Here is a 20164-nt window from a genome sequence, read left to right on the forward strand (position 1 = left end):
ATTGCGCGAAGGGCAGGATGCGCAATGCCGGTTAAGTGGGAAAACAAAAGAGTGGCAACACAAAGAAGCATAGCAGCACTAGATATCGGCAGTTCCAAGATCTGCTGTTTCATTGGTGAGGTATCGGGCGGCGGCCAGCTCCGCGTGACCGGTATGAGCCACCAGGCCAGTGCGGGCGTCAAAAACGGTGTGATCGTCGACATGGAATCTGCCTACCAGTCGATCCTCGCCGCCGTGCATTCGGCCGAACAGATGGCCGGCACCACCATCAATGCGGTGACCGTCAGCCTGGCGGGCGGTCAGCCGGTCAGCCAGATCATCCGGCGGGAACTGACCATCGGCGGCGGTGCAATCCGCGAGGCCGATGTCCGCCGCATGCTCAATGACGGACGCCAGGCGGCCGACTTGCGCGACCGTACCCTTCTGCATGCGATTCCCCTTGGGTTTGACGTGGATGATGCCACCGGCATCGACCATCCGACAGGCATGCATGCCCAAAAATTGGTGATGCGCATGCATCTGGTGACCGGCAATGCCGCCAGTGTCCAGAATATCAGCTATTGCGTGAACCGGTGCCATCTGGCGGTCCAGAATGTGGTCGCGGCCCCCTATGCCGCGGGCTTAGCCAGCCTGGTCGAGGACGAACGGGACCTGGGCTCCATCGTGGTCGATATGGGCGGCGGGACCACCTCCATCGCAGTCTTTTACGAAGGCGACCTGATCTATACCGACTCTATTCCCGTGGGCGGCCAGCATGTGACCTCGGATATCGCGCGTGGGCTGTCCACGTCACTGGCCGAGGCGGAGAAACTTAAAACCCGTCACGGGTCCGCCCTGCCCGCCAGCTCAGACGACCGCGAGATGCTGGAAGTACCACAGGTCGGTGAGGAAGAGGATGCCCCCAACATCATTCCCAAAAGCTACCTGGTTTCCATCATTGCACCGCGCATAGAAGAAACACTGGAAATGGTCGGCGACCGGCTTGATGCATCAGGCATCGCAGGCGTCGCGGGCCAGCGTGTGGTTTTGACCGGGGGCGCCTGTCAATTGACCGGCGTACGCGAGCTGGCGACCCAGATGCTCGATAAACAAATCCGGATCGGCCGTCCGCTGGGCGTGACCGGCTTGGCGGAAGCAACGGGAGGCGCGGCCTTTGCCGCCGCTGCGGGCCTGTTGCATTACGCGGTCGACGACCGCGGGGAAGCAAGAACAATGGAGGCCGCAGCCGCCGCAAAAACCGGTGGTGGCCTGCTTTCCAGAGTCGGAGGTTGGTTCCGTGAAACCTTCTGATATGGCTCTGATTAGGAATTCTTCTTCGGGTTGTATTGACCCGAAAAGAATCGTCGTTCTAGAAACGGCGCTGCACCGGCAAAAGTTCATGGACATCCGGTGCGAATATGGCAATGATAACTTGGGATTAATGGAGGCGTAGATGGCTTTGAATCTGAGCACGCCCCAGGCCATCACCGAACTGAAACCACGCATTGTGGTTGTCGGTGTTGGCGGGGCCGGTGGCAACGCAGTAGACAACATGATCCATTCCAATCTGGAAGGGGTCGAATTTTTCGTGGCCAACACGGATGCACAGGCACTGGAACATAGCAGTGCCGAGCGCAAGATCCAGTTGGGCACCAACATCACCCAGGGGCTGGGTGCCGGTGCACGTCCGGAAATCGGGCGCGCCGCGGCTGAAGAAGCCCTGGAAGAGGTCATGGCCCAGTTGGACGGTGCCAACATGGTCTTCATTACCGCCGGCATGGGCGGCGGCACCGGCACCGGTGCGGCCCCTGTGATTGCAGAAGCCGCCCGCAAGGCCGGCATCCTGACGGTCGGTGTTATTACGAAACCGTTCCATTTTGAGGGATCCCAGCGCATGCGCCTGGCGGAAGCCGGGATTGAGGAGCTGCAACAGTTCGTCGACACGCTGATCATTATCCCAAACCAGAATCTGTTCCGGGTGGCCAATGAAAAAACCACTTTTGCAGATGCCTTCAAAATGGCGGATGACGTTCTCCATTCCGGTGTGCGCGGCGTGACCGACCTGATGATCATGCCGGGTCTCATCAACCTGGACTTTGCCGATATCCGTACCGTTATGGGCGAGATGGGCAAAGCCATGATGGGTACCGGCGAAGCGGAAGGCGAAACCCGCGCCATCACCGCCGCGGAAGCCGCCATCGCCAACCCGCTGCTGGAAGATGTCACCATGAAGGGCGCCCGTGGCGTCCTGATCAACATCACCGGTGGCGCGGATATGACCCTCTTTGAAGTGGACGAAGCGGCCAACCGCATCCGTGAAGAAGTGGATCAGAATGCCAACATCATCTTCGGTTCCACTTTCGATGAGAATCTGAACGGTTCCATGCGGGTTTCCGTTGTGGCCACAGGCATTGAAGCTGAAGTCGGCGTTATGCCGCGCCCGGCCGCCGTTGGCTTCAACCAACCAAAATCCTCTCCCGTCGTGCAGGCTGCCGTGGAAGCCGCAACCCGCCGGCATGAGGAGGAATCCGCTGCCGAGGTTGCCCTTGACGTGGAAACATCCCTGGAAACCGATCAACCGGCCGACGCCGCCCCCCTGGATACAGCGGCTGAATTGAACGAGGAAGCAGCGCAAGACTTCCCGGTGGAAGAAATCGTGGCAGAGGACACCGCCGCGCCGGTCGAAACAGTGGAAAACACCCTGTTCGACCTCGGCGAACCGACCCCTGCTCCCGAGGCCGCTCCAACCGCGGAAGATACGCGTCCTGCTCCGCGACCGGCACCGGTTGCAACCCGGGATGCCTTCATTCCGCCGAGCCCGGTTCAGGCTGCCGAAACCCGTGAATTTGACGGGGAGCAACCCGACCCTTTCGCCGAAGCTGACTACGCCAATGCCGGTCGTGATCAGGCGCAGCAGAAAGCTCCGAAGCGGTCCAACCTGTTTCGTCGCATGACCGGCCTTGTCAGCGGTCGCGAGAATATGGGTGGCAAGCCCGAAACAGTCTCCCAGTTCCGCGAGGAGCCGGGCCTGAGCGCGATCCCGCAACCGGAAGAAAAGCCGGCACAAAGCAGTGCCGATGAAGAAATGTTGGAAATCCCGGCATTCCTTCGCAGACAAGCCAACTAGGCCCGTCTGAAAGATATCATTGCCAGAGAAACGCAGCCCGCTTTTGCGGCGGGCTGCGCTTTCTTTTAACTAATTGTAATTTAAAAGAAATTTTTAATGTTTCAATTTGTTACAGCATGCAACATTCCGTAACACTAATTGATTTGAGAGATTTACCAGCGCTTGCTAGACAAATAGGTATGAAAGAAGGGTTCGTATCCTTCTCATAGAAATGAACAAAGTATCCGGTGGTCTTGTTTTAATAGAGTGCTTTCCGAGATACCGATAGAAATCATGGCGTAGCGGCTGACTGAAGCTGCAAGGTAGGAAAAGAATGCTCGACAGCATTAGTGGCAGTGGACAGTTTTCGGAAGCGATGCAGGCAGATGACGCATTGCCGGTCCTGAACCAGCGCACGCTCAAGAACACCATTCATTGCAACGGCGTCGGCCTGCATAGCGGCAAGAATGTCTCGCTGGCCTTGATACCCGCCGCACCGAACAGCGGCATCACCTTCCACCGGACAGACGTCGAAGGCGACAAGGGTATCATCTCCGCCCGCTTTGACAATGTAACGGATACACGTCTGTGCACCAAAATTTCCAACGAACATGATGTCTCCGTTGGCACGATCGAACATTTGATGGCGGCCCTGGCCGGTTGCGGCATCGACAATCTGGTGATTGAGCTGAACGGACCTGAAGTCCCGGTCATGGATGGCAGTTCCGAACCGTTTGTCTTCCTGATCGAATGCGCCGGTATTGAGGACCAGAACGCGCCGCGCATGGCCGTTGCCGTTAAGCGTGAAGTCAGCGTCGATGTGAATGGCGCGACCGCGACTTTGAGCCCGGCCATTGATTTTACCATCGCCATGTCAATTGATTTTGACAGCAAAGTGATTGGCCGCCAGGAATTGTTCCTGGAAGTTTCGTCCGACAATTTCAGGCACGAAATCAGCCGCGCACGCACCTTCGGCTTCATGCATGAAGTCGAGGCTTTGCAGAAAATGGGCCTGGCCCAGGGCGCAAGCTTGGATAATGCTGTTGGCATTTCCGGCGACAAAGTTCTCAACGACGAGGGCCTGCGCTACGATGACGAGGCTGTTCGTCATAAAGTTCTGGATTGCATCGGAGACCTGGCATTGGCCGGTGCCCCGCTGGCAGGGCATTATCGTGGCTGCCGCGCAGGCCATGCCATCAACAACGCACTGCTGCGCGAGCTGTTCTCCAACGATGAAAACTGGGAATTGGTGGAAGTCGCCAAATTGCAGAAAATGCCGGAATTCGGCATCGCCGCCAGCGCCTGATATTGATCTTCTTGGGTTTAAGAAGTCCGCTTTTGGCGGACTTTTTTATTGCCATTTGCCCCTCTACTGCCGGAAAGCATGATCTGCCCCTCTTTGCCCCTTGGTTCCCTCCCTTTTTGGGTGCTATAACCTGTCCCCAGATTGGTAATAGTCGGAGTCCCAATGTCTGTATCAACTGATGCCCTGCGGCGTTCCTTTCGGGGAATCATCTTGGCCGCCGCAGCCATGACGCTTCTTGCTGCCTGCTCGTCCAATGATGAGCCGGCGCCATATGTCGAGCGTCCCGTTGAAGAGCTCTATAACGAAGCCATGGATCTCTTCGAACAAAAGGAATATTCAGAAGCCGCCACGGCATTCGACGAGGTTGACCGGCAGCACCCTTATTCCATCTGGGCAACAAAAGCCCAGTTGATGACGGCATATGTGCATTATCTGTCAGACAAATATGACGAGGCCATCATCGCGCTCGATCGATTTATCGAGCTGCATCCCGGGAACCCCGATACGCCTTATGCCTATTATTTGCGTGCGATTGCCTATTATGAGCAGATCACAGATGTCCAGCGGGACCAAAAAATCACCCGCTTGGCGCTGAATGCTCTCCAGGATGTAGCCCAACGCTATCCCGACACCACCTATGCCCGCGATGCGCTTTTAAAGATCGACCTGGCGCGCGACCATCTGGCCGGTAAAGAGATGGCCATTGGCCGGTTCTATTTGAAACGTGGCGAGCATCTGGCGGCCATCAACCGATTCCGCACCGTGATCCAGAATTATCAGACGACCACCCACGTGCCGGAAGCCCTGCATCGACTGGTGGAATCCTATCTTTCCCTCGGCATTTCGGATGAGGCGCAGATGGCGGCCGCTGTATTAGGGCATAATTTCCCGGCCAGCCAGTGGTATGCGGATTCCTATCAGCTGTTGGAAGGAAAAGATTTGGCGCCTGAGGAGAATCAGGGTTGGCTAAGTCAGATGTGGGACTGGGTATTCTAACAGGCGTTCTGGAACTTTCATGCTGACGGATCTGTCCATTCGCGATGTTGTATTGATTGACCGGCTGGATCTTGATCTCACGCCGGGCCTATCAGTGCTGACGGGTGAGACAGGTGCCGGTAAATCCATCCTGCTGGATGCACTAGGCCTCGCCCTTGGCGCCCGTGCAGAGGCCCGTCTTGTCCGCCATGGCTGCGACCAGGCGGTTGTCATTGCAAGCTTCGAGATTGCCGATGACCACCCCGCCCATGAGATGCTGCATGAACAGGGGCTTGAGAGCGATAGCCACCTGATCCTGCGCCGCTTGCTCAGTGCCGACGGCCGAAGCCGCGCCTTTATCAATGATCAACCCGTCGGCGTCACCCTGCTGCGCCAGTTGGGCGAAACCTTGGTCGAGATTCAAGGCCAGTTCGACCAGCATGGCCTGCTCAACCCCGCCACCCATATCGATGTGCTCGATTCCTATGCCCAACTGATGCGGGAACGAAAGGCCTGCGGCAATGCTTTCCAGGCCTGGCAAAATGCGGAAACAGCGCTGAAAGATGCGATCCGGGCCGCGGATCAGGCCAAGGAAGATGAAGAATATTTACGCCACAGCCTGGACGAGCTGGAGAAATTCGGCCCGGATGATAATGAGGAAGACACTCTTTCCGCTGAGCGCAGCCTCCTGCAAAATGCCGAAAAACTGACCGAAGCCATCAGCACTGCCTTTGACAAGCTGAACGGTGCCAGAGGGGCAGATGACTGCCTGCGCCAGGCGCAAAAAGCGTTGGAGCGCCTGATCGACAAGGCTGAAGGGCATCTTGACGGGGCCTTGGGGGCACTCGACCGGGCTTCGGTTGAGATCCAGGAGGCCATCTCCCAGTTGAACAGCGCCGCCAGCGAAGTCAGTGCGAACGATCAGCATCTGGAACATGTGGAAGAACGACTGTTTGCCTTGCGGGATCTCGCGCGCAAACATAACGTCCATCCCGATGCGCTGCCCGCCCTGATCGAGAAATTCCGTCAGGATATCGCGCTGATCAATGACAGCGAAGAAGCGCTTTTACGCCTTCAGCAGGAGGCAAAAGCCGCTCGGGAAAACTACATCGCCAAGGCCGAGGCCCTCTCGAAAAAACGCCAAACTGCTGCCAAGCGCCTGAACCAGGCGGTCAATACGGAACTGCCACCGCTCAAGATGGACAAGGCCACCTTCATCACCACCGTCCAGCCACTGGAAGACGGCCATTGGAATGCCAATGGCATGGATCAGGTCGCTTTTCAGGTCATGACCAACCCCGGCGCACCGGCCGGCCCGCTTTCCAAGATTGCATCGGGCGGCGAGTTAAGCCGTTTCCTGCTGGCCTTGAAAGTATCGCTGGCGGAAATCGGATCGGTTCCGACCCTGGTCTTTGATGAAATCGACAGCGGCGTTGGCGGAGCAACCGCCGCCGCCATCGGGGACCGGCTGGGCCGCCTTGCCGGCAATGTACAGCTGCTGGTGATCACCCATTCCCCGCAGGTCGCCGCCGCCGGGCGCGATCATTGGAATGTGGCGAAATCCATGAATGGTAAATCCATGGTAACATCGGTCAACCGGCTGATGGGGCAGGAACGCCGCGAGGAAGTCGCACGCATGCTGTCCGGCTCGGAGATCACAGAAGAAGCCAGAGCCGCCGCAGATCGTCTCTTAGGGCCGGTCCCGGCCTGATTTCAGTTCAAGTATTCGTGTTTTAGAAGGAATATCCGCATGAGCAACGGCAAGAATCTTGCCCTCATCGCTGTCGAGGAATTGTCGGAGGCGGATGCCCGCCTGGAACTGGCCCGGCTGGCGCAGGATATCATATATCATGACCGCCTGTATCATGAGAAAGACGAACCGGCGATTTCGGATGGCGCCTATGACGCCCTGCGCCAGCGCAACGAGGCGATCGAAGCCCGCTTTCCCGAATTGCAACGGAAAGACAGCCCCAGCCTCCGGGTTGGTGCCGCTCCGGCCAGCGGCTTTGCCAAGGTTATCCATGCCCGGCCTATGCTGTCGCTTGGCAACGCCTTTGCCGATGAGGATGTCTCTGAATTCATCACCCGCGTGCGCCGCTTCCTGGGCCTGAATGAAAATGAACCGGTCGGCATTATGGCGGAACCGAAGATCGACGGGCTGTCCGCCTCCATCCGCTATGAAAACCGCAAACTGACGGTGGGGGCCACCCGTGGCGATGGTGCCGTGGGTGAGGATATCACCCGCAATCTATTGACATTGAACAGCATCCCGAAAGAGCTGCCGGCCGATGCACCCGATATCGTTGAGGTTCGCGGCGAGGTTTATATGGCCCGGGACGACTTCTTCGCGCTAAACCGTCGCCAGGAAGCGGAAGGCCGGAAGGTTTTTGCCAACCCCAGGAATGCCGCCGCCGGCAGCCTGCGCCAACTGGACCCCACCATCACCGCCCAACGGCCCCTGCATTTCTTTGGTTACTCCGTAGGCGAGCTGTCCGCCCCCATTTCCGATACAGTCCAGGGCATGCGCGAGACATTTTCCCGCTGGGGCTTCCACCTCAATGAGCCGGCAAAACTCTGCACAGGGTTGGAAGAAATCCTCGCCCATTACCGCCATATCGGTGAAATCCGTTCGGATTTGGATTTCGACATCGACGGCGTGGTTTATAAGGTGAACCGGCTGGACTGGCAGGAACGGTTGGGCACGGTCAGCCGGGCCCCGCGCTGGGCGATTGCCCATAAATTCCCGGCCGAACAGGCCGAAACCACCTTAAACGAAATCACTATCCAGGTGGGACGCACCGGTGCGCTGACCCCGGTGGCCAACCTGGAGCCGATCACGGTGGGCGGCGTGGTGGTCAGCCGCGCCACCTTGCATAACGAAGATGAACTGGCGCGCAAGGATGTCCGCCCCGGCGACCGGGTTATCATCCAGCGCGCAGGCGATGTAATACCGCAGGTGGTGCGCGCAGTTGTTGAGAAACGGGCTGTCGGGTTGGAGCCCTTCACCTTCCCCGATCATTGCCCGGAATGCGGCTCTGCTGCCATGCGCGAAGAGGGCGAGGCGGTGCGCCGTTGCACGGGCGGCCTGATCTGTCCCGCCCAGCGTCTGGAGCGGATGAAGCATTTTGTCTCCCGCAACGCCATGGATATTGACGGCCTCGGTGCCAAACAGGTTGAATTTTTCCTGGAAAAAGGCTGGATCCAAACGCCCGCAGACATTTTCCGCCTCGACCGTCACCGCGATGATTTGCGCGGCGAAGAAGGCTGGGGAGCACTCTCGGTCCGGAACCTGATGAAGGCAATCGAGGAGCGGCGCACCATTTCCATGGACCGGTTTGTCTATGCGTTGGGCATCCGCCAGGTTGGCCAGGCTTCCGCCAAATTGCTGGCCCGCCACTATGGAACCATGACCGCCCTTCGCACCGCCATGGTGGAAGCGGTCGACCGGGAGGGGGCCGCCTATGCGGACTTGTTGAATATTGACCAGATCGGTCCCGCCATGGCCGAGGACCTGGTGAATTTCTTTTCCGAGCCCCATAACGGCGAGATGCTCGACGATCTATTGGGCAATGTCACGGTGGAAGAGTTCGTGGTGAAGGAAACCGCCTCACCCGTGACAGGCAAGACCGTGGTCTTCACCGGCACGTTGAGCCTGATGACCCGGAACGAAGCCAAAGCGCGCGCGGAGTCACTGGGCGCGAAGGTATCTGGTTCCGTCTCGAAGAAAACCGACTATGTCATCGCCGGCGCCGACGCTGGCTCCAAGGCCAGAAAGGCGCAGGAACTGGGCGTTTCCATTCTCAGTGAAGAAGAATGGCTCGCCCTTATTGACGGCGACAGCACGGCGGCTGACAATGATGATCAGGACGGACAAAAAGGCATCTCTGAAAACGACCATGACAGTTCGGATTCCAGTAACGAGCAAGGCAGTCTCCTTTAACGTAAAACAGGCAATCGCCCCTTTTTCCGGGCTGATCCTGCTGGTTTCCCTTCTCTGCCTGGCTGGCCCTCCGGCGGTCGCGCAAAGCTGTTGGTCGGTGCTGACCTATGACAAGCGCGGCGTCGCAAAATCCGAAGATAGATGTGGCAACCGTGAAGCGGACAAACAGCAAAAAGGCAACAGCCTGGAAAAGGAGATCGAGGCGGGGGAACTGTTGATCGCCGACCCGCCGATCGGCACCGAAACCAAGCTTGAACGGCTTGGTTACAAGGTTATTGAGAAAATGACCTTCGGTCGGCTGGACACCAAGATCTGGCTGGTGAAATCCCCGGACGGCCTTCCCATCAGCGAAGCGCTGAAAGAACTGGCCCGCGAACTTCCCGGTGTTCAGCTTGACACCAATGACCTGATGGACCTTGGCGCCGGCCCGACAAACAACGCCCCTCTCCCCTTTGACCGGCGCGCAGTCGGCTGGGGACTGGTCCCCAATTCCTGTGGCCAGGGTTTAAAGCTGGGCATGATAGACGGTTCGGTTGACATCAATCATCCGGCCTTGAAAAACCAACGAATCCATTACCAGACCTTCATTAAGAAAGGGCGTAAGGAAGCCGCTTTCGACCATGGCACGGCAGTTGCCGTCATGCTGGTGGGCGAACCGGGCATTCAGGGCTATCCGGGCGGCCTGCTGCCCGGCGCGGAACTTTATGCCGCCGGTATCTTCGAGTATCGCAAGGGCAAGGAAAAAGGCAACCTTGCCGCCATGTTGCGGGCGATCAACTGGCTGGCCGAAAAGAATGTGCAGTTGGTCAACCTGTCCATCGCCGGGGCCCAAAACAAAATCATGAAGCTGATTTTGACCCGCCTGACCGAAAAAAAGATACTGGCTGTTGCCGCCGCCGGTAATAATGGAGCCAATGCGCAGCCTGCTTGGCCGGCGGCCCATCCCAATGTTTTGGCCGTGACCGCTATCAATCAGCGCCTGGGCGTCTATCAATGGGCAAACCAAGGGAACTATATTGACTTCGCCGCCCCCGGTGTCGATATCGAAACCTTGACCCGCACCGGTCGCAAGGCGCAATCAGGCACCTCCTTTGCCGCCCCCTATATCACCGGGATTACCGCCCTGCATCTGCTGGCCGGCTATCCCCCCGATGTAAAGAGAATTCGCGCTTCCATGCAGCGCTATTCCAAGGATCTGGGACAGGAAGGCAAGGATCTTACCTATGGCTGGGGCCTGGTCCGGCTGAAACCCAACTGCTGATCCGCTGGATGCTCGCTTAAAAACCGTAGATGGATTTGGCCATCCGGTAGGTGTTCACATAACAGGCGACCGATTGTTCTATCGGGTCGGCATAACCACCGCCAATCGCTATGCAAACCGGCACGTCTGCTTCCCGGCAAGCCAGCAAAACCATTTGGTCACGGGCCACCAACCCTTCCTCGGTCAAGGCGAGCCGCCCGAGCCGGTCTTGCGCCAAAGCATCCACCCCGGCCTGGTATAAGACCAGATCCGGTGAAAAACGCATCACACGCGGTAGGTTTTCCTCCAATATCTGGAGATAGGCATCATCCGCCATGCCATCTTCGAGCGGGATATCAATATCGGAATGCTGTTTGCGGAATGGGAAGTTTTTCTCACCATGCATGGAAAAAACAAGGGTGCCCGGATTACCTTTCAGGATCGCCGCCGTGCCATCGCCCTGATGTACATCCAGATCGATGACGGCCACCTTGGACACCCCCGGCTGCTGCAAGGCCCAAAGGGCCGCGACCGCCTGGTCGTTAAAGATGCAATAGCCCGAACCAAAATCCCGATGGGCATGATGGGTGCCGCCAGCCAACTGCCCGGAAAGGCCGGTTTCAAGCGCGCAGGCGGCCGAGGCCACGGCCCCGCCCATGGTGGCCCGGACACGCCGCACCAGCCCCTCGCTCCAGGGAACACCGATACGCCGCATGGCCACTTCATCCAAAGTCCCCTGCTCAAAGGCATCCACATAATCTTGGTCATGGGCGCGCAGAATATCAACCGGATCGGCTTGCGGCGCCGGCAGCAGTTGTTCCGGGCGCACGATACCGGCCGCCAGCAGACCTTCGTATAACAGGCGGTATTTCCCACCTGGGAAACGGTGTCCCGGCGGCAGGGGGATCGGATGATTATCGTTATGGAAAAACCGGATCCCCATGAGCCGCCCCCGGATCAGATTGCCGCTGTGGCCTTTTCCAACCACGCCAGCTCATCGCCATCTACCAACGGACCGATCTCTTTCAGAACCTTGGCGTGATAGGCATTCAGCCAGTCGCGCTCAGCTTCGCTCAACAGATCCACCTTGATCAGGGAAGGTTCAATGGGGGCCAGGGTGATGGTTTCAAAACCGAAGACCTTTTTCCCTTCCGGCAGGCCGCCATCCAACTCTGTGACAATCACCAGGTTTTCAATCCGGATGCCATAATCCCCGTCTTTATAATATCCAGGTTCGTTGGACAGGATCATGCCCGGACGCAACGGCACCGGATTTCCTGCGGACGCGATGCGTTGCGGACCTTCATGGACATTCAGATAGCTGCCAACCCCATGGCCGGTGCCATGGTCATAATCCAGGCCCAGCGACCAGAGCGGCGCGCGTGCCAGGGTATCCAGCCGTTGGCCCGGAATACCTTCCGGAAAACGGGCCATAGCCAGCTGGATATGCCCCTTCAGCACCAGGGTGAAACGTTCCTTCATCTCTTCACTGGGCGTGCCATGGGTCGGCATGGTTCGGGTGATGTCGGTGGTGCCATCGGGATATTGCGCCCCGGAATCCACCAGCAACAGGGAGTCTTTATCCAGCCGCCGGTTGGTTTTTTCTGTGGCCCGGTAATGGATCACCGCGCCATTGGGGCCGGAACCGGCAATGGTATCAAAACTGGCGTCCGTGCAGGTCGGGTCCTCATTCCTGAAGGCCGCCAGCTGCTCAATCACATCCAGTTCACTCAAGCCTTCATCGCCTTTATGGGCATCGAACCAGGCCAGGAATTTAACAATCGCGGCGCCGTCACGTTTATGGGCTGCACGCATGCCGGCCAGCTCTACATCATTCTTGCAGGCCCGCGGCAGCAGGCAGGGGTCTTCCCCTTCCACCAATTTGGCACCGCTCTCATTCAGCCGGTCAAAAACATAGCTGGGGCTGCCTGCCGGATCGGCCAAAACCGTGCGGCCCTCAAGGCCCAAGGCCTCCAGGCGGGTACCAAAGGTGCCCGGCGCCTGAACGGAAACCGCGTTGCCGAAACTTTCGCGGGCCTCCTGGGTCAGCTTCCGGTCATCAATGAAAAGCTCCACCGCGCCATCTGCATGCAGGATTGCCGCGCTAAGGGGCAGCGGGCAATTAGGCACATCCCGGCCCCGGATATTCAGCAGCCAGGCGATCGAATCGGTCGCGGTGATCACCGCGCTGTCGATCTGTTTTTCCGAGAGCAAAGCGCCCAGGCGTTCGCGCTTTGAAACCGCGCTTTCCCCGGCCTTGTCCAGGGCATGGGGCCGTACCGGGGAAACCGGCTCTTCCGGCTGGCCCTGCCAGATCAGGTCAATGGGGTTTTCATCCAGCGGCTCCAGGATCGCGCCAATCTTCTGCACAGCCGCCTGCAGACGCTTGAGGCCGTGCGCGCTATGCAGCCAGGGATCATAGGCGATCCGGTCACCGGCTTTGAAGGTTTCTGCGATCCAGTCCCAGGCGGGTTCGGTGATCAGGTGGCGATATTCAAACAATGCCTCTTCCGTCTGCTGGCGCACCTGCAGGGTATAGCGGCCATCAACAAACATCGCGGCTTTTTCCTGGCCGATCACCGCCAGACCGGCAGAGCCGGAATAGCCGGTCAGCCACAAGAGACGGTCAAACCGGGCCGGGACATATTCGCCCTGATAGCGGTCGGTGCGCGGAACGATGAAGGCGGCCAGGCCTTTTTCCTTCATATATGCACGCAGCGCATCAATGCGCGTACGCGGCGCGGGGCCATCGGTAAAGCCCGCGTCGCATTCCCGCTCGATTTCGGACCGGAGCGCCGACAGCTCTGTCTTGAGCGCGTCATTGGCCGCAGGCGCGATCAGATCAAACCAGCCATCGCCAAAATTTGGCGCTGCCAGCACACCGCGGATCAGATTCCGCACCTCTCCGGCATCCATGGCCGCGCTGTTTTCCAATAGCAATTGATTGAGCCGGGAATCGCCCTGATAGGTCACAATGGCACCTCTGATAGGAATTGATATATCTGCGTCTCTTATTTGCGGTTTTTGACCACGCAAAACAAGAGAAAAGCGACACTTATTTTTCCGGGGAAGTCATGCGCGAATCGCATGTCAGCCCTGCAAAATCCTCACTTATTTTTTCCCGATTTTGGGCGCATATGACGCTCAGAAACGGTGTTCAGACACCATGATATTTGTTCATTCGGGCCGTGGTAGCCCAGGCATTTGAAAGTAACCGCCATGACAACAGCAACCCAAACCACTTACGTATATGCAGCTCCCCTGTCCCAGCATTCTCTGTGGGACCTGATGGTCAATACGATGGCCAAGGTGAAGGCCCATGTACAGTATAAGCGCGCTGTTGCGAAACTGGCGGATCTGAATGACCACCAGTTGAACGACATCGGCCTGACCCGCGCTGAAGTCCGTGGCCTGACCCGCAACAACCGGGTTGAGACCTCCTGCATGCGCGCCCTGCGCCATGGCAGCGCCGACCTGATGAACCTGTCCTACCCTTCCTAAGGCGCATTTACCTGCCGCTGGCCGGATGGTTCCCTCCCCGGATCCAACCGGACACAGGAATGATATAATGACCCGCCTGCCCTCCCCGGCAGGCGGGTTGTTTTTTGCCGGTTGGCGACGACGGAATCTCCTGTTAGTTTCCTCCCCGACACCATGGCGAGGGGCATCTCACATGGGAGTGAAACAGGGTGTATCATCATAGCGGGACTGCGCCTGGAGCCGTGCTAAAGCATATTTCAGACCGGCGCGACGGCAGCATTGGCCGGGTCACCGGCGAGGCCGGATTGATCGACTATGCCGCCGAAAAATGCGATCTGACCGAATTTCCCCACACCCTGCTCAGAGAAGAAACGCTCCGGCGGTTGTTCCTTGGCCGCAACCGCATGGAAACATTACCCGACAATATTAACCGGCTCATTAGTCTTGAAGAGCTATATGTTTATGCCAACCGCCTGGAACAGTTACCCGAAAGCCTGTGCGAGCTCACCCGGTTGCGCATTCTTGATCTCAGCCACCAGGGCCTGACCCGGCTGCCCTCCAATATCGGCGCGCTGAAACAACTGGAGATCCTCTATTGCAGCAACGCCCGGCTGACCCATCTGCCGGAAAGCCTCTGGTCGCTCAATAATCTCATCTACCTCAATCTGACGGATAATCTCCTTGATCATCTGCCGGAGGATATCGGAAACCTCGCCAGCCTCAGGGAATTGCGGCTTTACAACAACCGTTTCCATAAACTGCCGGATGATCTCTGCGATTTGTCCAACTTGCGCGAGCTGCATCTAAAGGGCAACCAGTTGGCCGCCTTGCCGGATCAGCTGGGTAACCTCGAGAGCCTGGAGGTCCTGGATTTGCGAAGCAACCGCATTGGCCGGATCCCCGACAGCATCGGAAACCTGCGGCAATTAATCCATCTTGATTTGCGCGCCAATCGCTTCACCAGCCTGCCGGACAGTATCGCAACATTGCCAAACCTCCGGAAGCTGGATCTGCGCTGGACCCGCTTCCGGGACGAACCCGCCTGGCTCAAAAACCTGGAAGAACGGGGCTGCGCGATCTACCGCTAACTGCGGATCCCCTTGCCGACGTTCAGAAGATGGAGCGCAAAGGCAAACAGAAGGCCGGTGAAGCCCAGGATCATGGCAAAGGCAAAGCCAACATCGATATCCGTGATGCCCAGGAAACCGTAGCGGAAGGCGTTGACCATATAGAGGATCGGATTTGCCTTTGAGACCCCCTGCCAGAAATCCGGCAGCAGGCTGATGGAATAGAAAACACCGCCCAGATAGGTGAGCGGGGTGAGCACAAAGGTCGGCACGATCGAGACATCGTCAAAGCTGCGGGCAAAGACCGCATTGATGAAGCCGCCCAGGGAAAACAGCACAGACGTGCAAAGAACCACCGCCACAATGATCAGCGGGTTATGAAGCTGCAGATCAGTGAAACCCAGCGACAGCAGCGTCACGATCAACCCTACCGCCAGGCCCCGGGCCACGCCGCCGGTGACATAGCCTGCCAGGATCACCCAGTTCGGCACGGGCGAGACCAGCAATTCCTCGATGGAATGCTGGAATTTCTGGCTGAAAAAGCTGGAGACCACATTGGAATAGCTGTTGGTGATCACAGACATCATGATCAGGCCCGGCACGATGAAATCCATATAGTCATGCCCGTCCATGGAACCGATCCGCGGGCCGATCAGATTGCCGAATATGACAAAATAAAGCGACATGGTGATCGCTGGCGGCAGGATGGTCTGGCCCCAGATCCGGGTGAAGCGGCGAATTTCGCGCACCGTGATCGTGCGATAGGCAACAAGGATCTCCGAGGCCTTCATGACAGGGTTCCTTCCACCATATTAATGAACAGCTCTTCCAGCCGGTTGGAGGTCGGGCGCATGCTGCTGGCCTTGATACCCGCTGCGTTCAATCGCTCAAACACCGCATTCAGGCTGCGGCCCTTGGCCACCTCCACCACCAGGTTGCCCTGGTCATCCAAATGGCAGCTGAAGGGATCCAGGTCCGGCAGCTCGGTGATGGCCTCACTTAATTCGATGACGAAGCTCTCGGTCTGCAGATTTTGCAACAATTCCCGCTTGGAGGTATGGGCCAGGATCGTGCCCTTATCAATGATCGCGATGTTGCGGCACAAGGCCTCCGCCTCTTCCAGATAATGGGTGGTCAGGATGATGGTTGTGCCCTGGGCATTGATCTCTTTCAGGAAGTCCCACATGGAGCGGCGCAGCTCAATATCGACACCCGCCGTCGGTTCATCCAGGATCAGCAATTTGGGTTCATGGATCAGGGCACGCGCAATCATCAGCCTGCGCTTCATACCCCCGGACAGGGTGCGCGACACGGTATCCCGCTTTTCCCAGAGCCCCAGCTTTTTGAGATATTTTTCCGCATTCACCTTCGCCACATGGGGCGGAATGCCGTAATAGCCGGCCTGGGTGATGACAATGTCCCAGACCTTTTCAAACATATTGAAATTAAATTCCTGCGGCACGACGCCCAGGCACATCTTGGCACTCACCAGATCCGTATCCAGGTCATGGCCATAGATTTCAACTCTGCCCGCACTTTTATTAACCAGGGACGACACAATCCCCAATGTCGTGGATTTCCCGGCCCCATTGGGGCCAAGCAAAGCGAAGAAATCCCCGCTATCCACGGTCATGGAAATCCCTTTCAGGGCTTCAGGACCATTGGCATAGACCTTTTTCAGGTCCGTGATCTTCAAGGCAGCAGTCATGGAATATGTCTCTTTACCAGGCACGCAGATGCAGGGTCATCCAGCGGTCGATGGGATAGCGCCGGTGCAGTTTCAGGCCCTGTTCGCGATAGGCCTGCAATACGGCCGCCTGTTGCGTTTCCAGCAGGCCCGACAGGATCAGATCCCCGCCAGGCACCAGGTTAGTTGCAATATCACGCGCCATTTTGCGGAGCGGATTGGCCAGAATATTGGCCACGATCAGGTCATAGGGACCGCTATCCTTCAAAGTTCGGTCACGGAAACCGGCACTTTCAATGGCATAAATACGCCCGCGCATGCCGTTCAGCACCGCATTATAATCGGTCACTTTGACCGCTTCCGGATCAATGTCGGACGCGACCACACCGACCGGCCAGGCCTTGGCGATGCCCATGGCCAGAATGCCGGTCCCGGTGCCAAGATCCAGGGGCCGGCGGATCTCACGGGATTTGGCCAGTTGATCAATCGCCAGCAGGCATCCGCGGGTCGTGGCATGCTCGCCAGTGCCAAAGGCAGTAGCCGCATCCACCTTTAATGCCCAACTGCCCGCCGGGACCACGCCTTCAAAATGGGAAGGGTGCACGAAGAAACGCCCGGCCCGGATCGGGCGAAAGCTCTTCTGGTTTTCCGCGACCCAATTCACATCCGGCAGCGGCTCGCATTTGTAATCTGGTTCGGATATGCCCGCTTGCAGGCTGGCCAGGGCCAGGGCGACGCCCAGCGCACTCGCGTCCGGCTCGCCATCGCAATAGCATTCCAGCCGCCAGGGGCCCACATCCGGCACCATCTCAAAGGCAGCCGCCGCAAAATGCATATCGTCCAGTGCTGCACCAAACAGTTCCGCCGCCTCCGCGTCGGGCAGGATGATTTCCAGTTTCCATACTGCCTGAGCCGTCATGGTTGCTTCCTAATTTGATTAAGTGTCATCAAGGTTTTTCGACAAAGGCGGCCACAACCTTCTTCGTACCCGCCTTGTCAAACTGAATGGTCAGATGGTCCCCGTCAATGGAGACCACATCGCCCATGCCAAACTTCTGGTGAAAACAGCGGTCGCCCACCTTGAACGGATTGACCGGTGCCGGTTTGCGGGTGGCACGGCCTTCCAAGGTCACCGGTTTCTTGCGCGTCTGCATACGCTGCCAGCCAGGGCCGCCCTGGGTCTGGCGACGCTGGGCACCGTAACCGGCATTGCCATAGCTGCCGCTGTCATAGCCATTGTCAAAGCCGCTGAAACCGTATTGCGAACGTTCTTCCGCCCGGCCGCCGCCAGATCCGGCATAAAGGCCGCGGTCGGTGCGCTCTTCCAGATGTTCCGGCGAAAGCTCATCAACAAAACGTGACGGGATAGCCGACTGCCACTGGCCATGGATGCGCCGGTTGGCGGAAAACAGAATATGCAGCTTCTTCTTCGCCCTTGTCATGCCCACATAGGCCAGACGCCGTTCCTCTTCCAGGCCTGCCATGCCGCTTTCATCCATGGATCGCTGATGGGGGAACAGCCCTTCTTCCCAGCCGGGCAGAAAGACAAGGTCAAACTCCAGGCCTTTGGCCGCATGCAGGGTCATGATGCTGATCATTTCCGCCCCTGCCTCCGCCTGGGCATCCACATCCATCACCAGGCTGACATGCTCCATGAATTCATCGAGATTCTCAAACTCCTCCATGGCAACCAGTAATTCCTTGAGGTTTTCCAGCTTGCCCGGCGCTTCCGGCTTTTTGGAGTTTTTCCAGAAATCCGTATAGCCGGATTCATCGAGCACCGTTTCCGCCAATTCGATATGGCTGACCACTCCGGCCATCTCGCGCCAGCGGCGGAAATCCTCCATGATCCGGCCAAGCGCACGTTTGCCAGCCGGTTTCAATTCATCCGTTTCCAGCAGGCGCAGTGCTGCCAGCGACAAGGGGCAGTTTTCCAATCGCGCCACCTGATGCATGGCTTGCAGGGTCGTTTTTCCGACTCCTCTGGTCGGCTTGTTAATAATGCGCTCCAGTGCCAGATCGTCTGCCGGTTGGCGGATCACGCGCAAATAGGCCAGCGCATCGCGGATTTCCTCGCGCTCGTAAAAGCGCGCGCCGCCGATCACCTTGTAAGGCAGGCCCAGCGTGATCAGCCTTTCCTCAAACTCACGGGTCTGGAAACCGGCCCGGACCAGGATCGCCATCTCGTTCAGGCTGACTTTCTTTTTCTGGGCAGCCTCGATCTCATCCCCGACAATGCGGGCTTCCTCTTCCCCGTCCCAGACACCATGGACGGTGACCAATTCGCCGCCTTCCTGATCGGTCCAGAGGGTTTTACCCAGCCGACCCTCATTATTCTGGATCAGTTTTGAAGCCGCGCCCAGGATATGGGAGGTGGATCGATAGTTCTTTTCCAGCCGGACCACCTGGGCGCCGGGGAAATCCTTCTCGAATTTGAGAATGTTGCCCACCTCGGCCCCGCGCCAGCCATAAATCGATTGGTCATCATCGCCGACACAGCAGATATTCTTGTTCTTCTGCGCCAGCAGCCGCAGCCAGAGATATTGAGAAACGTTGGTATCCTGATATTCGTCCACCAGGATATAGCGGAACATTTCCTGATATTTCTGCAAGACATCCGGGTGGTTCGTGAAGAGCGTCAGGTTATGCATCAAAAGGTCGCCGAAATCCGCCGCGTTCAGCGTGGTCAGACGTTCCTGATACTGGCGATAGATCGCAACCGCCCGGCCATTGGCGATGTCGCCCGCCTCGCCCGCACCCACTTTTTCCGGCGGCAGGCCTTTATCCTTCCAGCGCTGGATCACATGGATCAGCGTACGCGCAGGCCATCTTTTCTCGTCAATATGCTCCGCTTCCATCACTTGCTTGAGCAGGCGGATCTGGTCATCTGTGTCAAGGATGGTGAAATTGGACTGCAAGCCCACCAATTCCGCGTGCCGTCGCAAAATCTTGGTTGCCAGCGCATGGAAGGTGCCAAGCCACAAACCTTCCGCCATGGGACCAACCAGATTGGTCACGCGTTCCTGCATTTCGCGAGCGGCCTTGTTGGTGAAGGTCACCACCAGCATTTGGAACGGTCGCGCCCGCCCCGATGAGAGAATATTGGCGAGCCTGGTGGTCAGCACCCGTGTCTTACCGGTCCCGGCACCGGCCAGCACCAACAGGGGCCCGTCCATATTCTCCACCGCTTCCCGTTGGGCCTCGTTCAACCCCTCCAGGAAACCGGTCGGGCGCGGCGCCCCAAAACGGGACGGCGGCGCAGGCGGCACCGGACCATTGGGCAGGTCGGGAAACGGGATATCATCATCGAAATCGAGTGGATCAGACATAAGGGCACTATATAGAGTTACAGGAACAAAGCCAGCACAAGCTGGCAGATTCGGG

General features: G+C 57.9%; 14 protein-coding genes and 1 pseudogene. 9 read left to right on the top strand and 6 right to left on the bottom strand.

Annotation, left to right across the window (positions count from 1 at the left end; translation table 11 throughout):
• Positions 1-51: 51 nt before the first annotated feature.
• From ftsA to DFP90_RS04620, 7 genes and pseudogenes are all read left to right on the top strand, one after another.
• Positions 52-1290, top strand: coding sequence for a cell division protein FtsA (gene ftsA / locus DFP90_RS04590; RefSeq protein WP_245956962.1), 1239 nt, complete (start codon positions 52-54; stop codon positions 1288-1290).
• A 142-nt stretch (positions 1291-1432) separates the two neighbouring features.
• Positions 1433-3106 (top strand): cell division protein FtsZ, encoded by a 1674-nt coding sequence (gene ftsZ / locus DFP90_RS04595; protein ID WP_115935200.1) that lies wholly within the window; start codon positions 1433-1435, stop codon positions 3104-3106.
• 313 nt (positions 3107-3419) lie between these two features.
• Complete coding sequence (lpxC, locus tag DFP90_RS04600; RefSeq protein WP_115935201.1) at positions 3420-4391, top strand: UDP-3-O-acyl-N-acetylglucosamine deacetylase; 972 nt, start codon at positions 3420-3422, stop codon at positions 4389-4391.
• Positions 4392-4553: 162 nt separating this feature from the next.
• A complete protein-coding gene (locus DFP90_RS04605) occupies positions 4554-5387 on the top strand; it encodes an outer membrane protein assembly factor BamD (RefSeq protein ID WP_115935202.1) in 834 nt (277 codons plus the stop codon).
• A 19-nt stretch (positions 5388-5406) separates the two neighbouring features.
• Complete coding sequence (recN, locus tag DFP90_RS04610) at positions 5407-7077, top strand: DNA repair protein RecN (protein ID WP_115935203.1); 1671 nt, start codon at positions 5407-5409, stop codon at positions 7075-7077.
• A 39-nt stretch (positions 7078-7116) separates the two neighbouring features.
• Positions 7117-9201: pseudogene (ligA, locus tag DFP90_RS04615) on the top strand (NAD-dependent DNA ligase LigA); the annotation flags it as partial.
• Between the two features lie 61 nt (positions 9202-9262).
• Positions 9263-10567, top strand: coding sequence for a S8 family serine peptidase (locus DFP90_RS04620; RefSeq protein ID WP_181905188.1), 1305 nt, complete (start codon positions 9263-9265; stop codon positions 10565-10567).
• Positions 10568-10583: 16 nt separating this feature from the next.
• Here DFP90_RS04620 and DFP90_RS04625 read toward each other — a convergent pair whose 3' ends face one another.
• Positions 10584-11489 (bottom strand): histone deacetylase family protein, encoded by a 906-nt coding sequence (locus tag DFP90_RS04625; RefSeq protein ID WP_115935206.1) that lies wholly within the window; start codon positions 11487-11489, stop codon positions 10584-10586.
• Positions 11490-11503: 14 nt separating this feature from the next.
• A complete protein-coding gene (locus DFP90_RS04630; RefSeq protein WP_245956963.1) occupies positions 11504-13519 on the bottom strand; it encodes an aminopeptidase P family protein in 2016 nt (671 codons plus the stop codon).
• A 246-nt stretch (positions 13520-13765) separates the two neighbouring features.
• Here DFP90_RS04630 and DFP90_RS04635 point away from each other — a divergent pair, with 246 nt between their 5' ends.
• Both DFP90_RS04635 and DFP90_RS04640 read left to right on the top strand, forming a co-directional pair.
• On the top strand, positions 13766-14047 hold the full coding sequence (locus DFP90_RS04635; protein WP_115935207.1) for a DUF1127 domain-containing protein: 282 nt from the start codon (positions 13766-13768) through the stop codon (positions 14045-14047).
• A gap of 221 nt (positions 14048-14268) precedes the next feature.
• Positions 14269-15114, top strand: coding sequence for a leucine-rich repeat domain-containing protein (locus DFP90_RS04640; RefSeq protein WP_115935208.1), 846 nt, complete (start codon positions 14269-14271; stop codon positions 15112-15114).
• On the opposite strand, the gene DFP90_RS04645 is transcribed toward DFP90_RS04640, so the two are convergent.
• From DFP90_RS04645 to DFP90_RS04660, 4 genes are read right to left on the bottom strand one after another with little or no spacing between them, the layout of a single operon-like run.
• The gene (locus DFP90_RS04645; protein WP_115935209.1) at positions 15111-15884 is read right to left on the bottom strand and encodes an ABC transporter permease; all 774 of its coding nucleotides are present in this window, start codon (positions 15882-15884) and stop codon (positions 15111-15113) included. The two genes, DFP90_RS04640 and DFP90_RS04645, sit on opposite strands and share 4 nt — an antisense overlap.
• A complete protein-coding gene (locus tag DFP90_RS04650; protein WP_115935210.1) occupies positions 15881-16801 on the bottom strand; it encodes an ABC transporter ATP-binding protein in 921 nt (306 codons plus the stop codon). Before DFP90_RS04650 ends, DFP90_RS04645 begins: the two co-directional genes overlap by 4 nt.
• 13 nt (positions 16802-16814) lie before the next feature.
• Positions 16815-17699, bottom strand: coding sequence for a 50S ribosomal protein L11 methyltransferase (locus DFP90_RS04655; protein ID WP_115935211.1), 885 nt, complete (start codon positions 17697-17699; stop codon positions 16815-16817).
• A gap of 28 nt (positions 17700-17727) precedes the next feature.
• Positions 17728-20109 carry an ATP-dependent helicase gene (locus DFP90_RS04660; protein WP_115935212.1) on the bottom strand — a complete coding sequence of 794 codons (2382 nt, stop codon included), beginning with the start codon at positions 20107-20109 and terminating at the stop codon, positions 17728-17730.
• Positions 20110-20164 lie beyond the last annotated feature (55 nt).

Source organism: Aestuariispira insulae (assembly GCF_003385955.1).
Classification (GTDB): Bacteria; Pseudomonadota; Alphaproteobacteria; order UBA8366; family Aestuariispiraceae; genus Aestuariispira; species Aestuariispira insulae.

What these genes read in the sequence shown, in the direction of transcription:
- ftsZ (WP_115935200.1), top strand. Translation starts at nt 1,433, where the DNA reads ATGGCTTTGAATCTGAGCACGCCCCAGGCCATCACCGAACTGAAACCA.
- lpxC (WP_115935201.1), top strand. Translation starts at nt 3,420, where the DNA reads ATGCTCGACAGCATTAGTGGCAGTGGACAGTTTTCGGAAGCGATGCAG.
- DFP90_RS04605 (WP_115935202.1), top strand. Translation starts at nt 4,554, where the DNA reads ATGTCTGTATCAACTGATGCCCTGCGGCGTTCCTTTCGGGGAATCATC.
- recN (WP_115935203.1), top strand. Translation starts at nt 5,407, where the DNA reads ATGCTGACGGATCTGTCCATTCGCGATGTTGTATTGATTGACCGGCTG.
- DFP90_RS04620 (WP_181905188.1), top strand. Translation starts at nt 9,263, where the DNA reads ATGACAGTTCGGATTCCAGTAACGAGCAAGGCAGTCTCCTTTAACGTA.
- DFP90_RS04625 (WP_115935206.1), bottom strand. Translation starts at nt 11,489, where the DNA reads ATGGGGATCCGGTTTTTCCATAACGATAATCATCCGATCCCCCTGCCG.
- DFP90_RS04635 (WP_115935207.1), top strand. Translation starts at nt 13,766, where the DNA reads ATGACAACAGCAACCCAAACCACTTACGTATATGCAGCTCCCCTGTCC.
- DFP90_RS04645 (WP_115935209.1), bottom strand. Translation starts at nt 15,884, where the DNA reads ATGAAGGCCTCGGAGATCCTTGTTGCCTATCGCACGATCACGGTGCGC.
- DFP90_RS04650 (WP_115935210.1), bottom strand. Translation starts at nt 16,801, where the DNA reads ATGACTGCTGCCTTGAAGATCACGGACCTGAAAAAGGTCTATGCCAAT.
- DFP90_RS04655 (WP_115935211.1), bottom strand. Translation starts at nt 17,699, where the DNA reads ATGACGGCTCAGGCAGTATGGAAACTGGAAATCATCCTGCCCGACGCG.
- DFP90_RS04660 (WP_115935212.1), bottom strand. Translation starts at nt 20,109, where the DNA reads ATGTCTGATCCACTCGATTTCGATGATGATATCCCGTTTCCCGACCTG.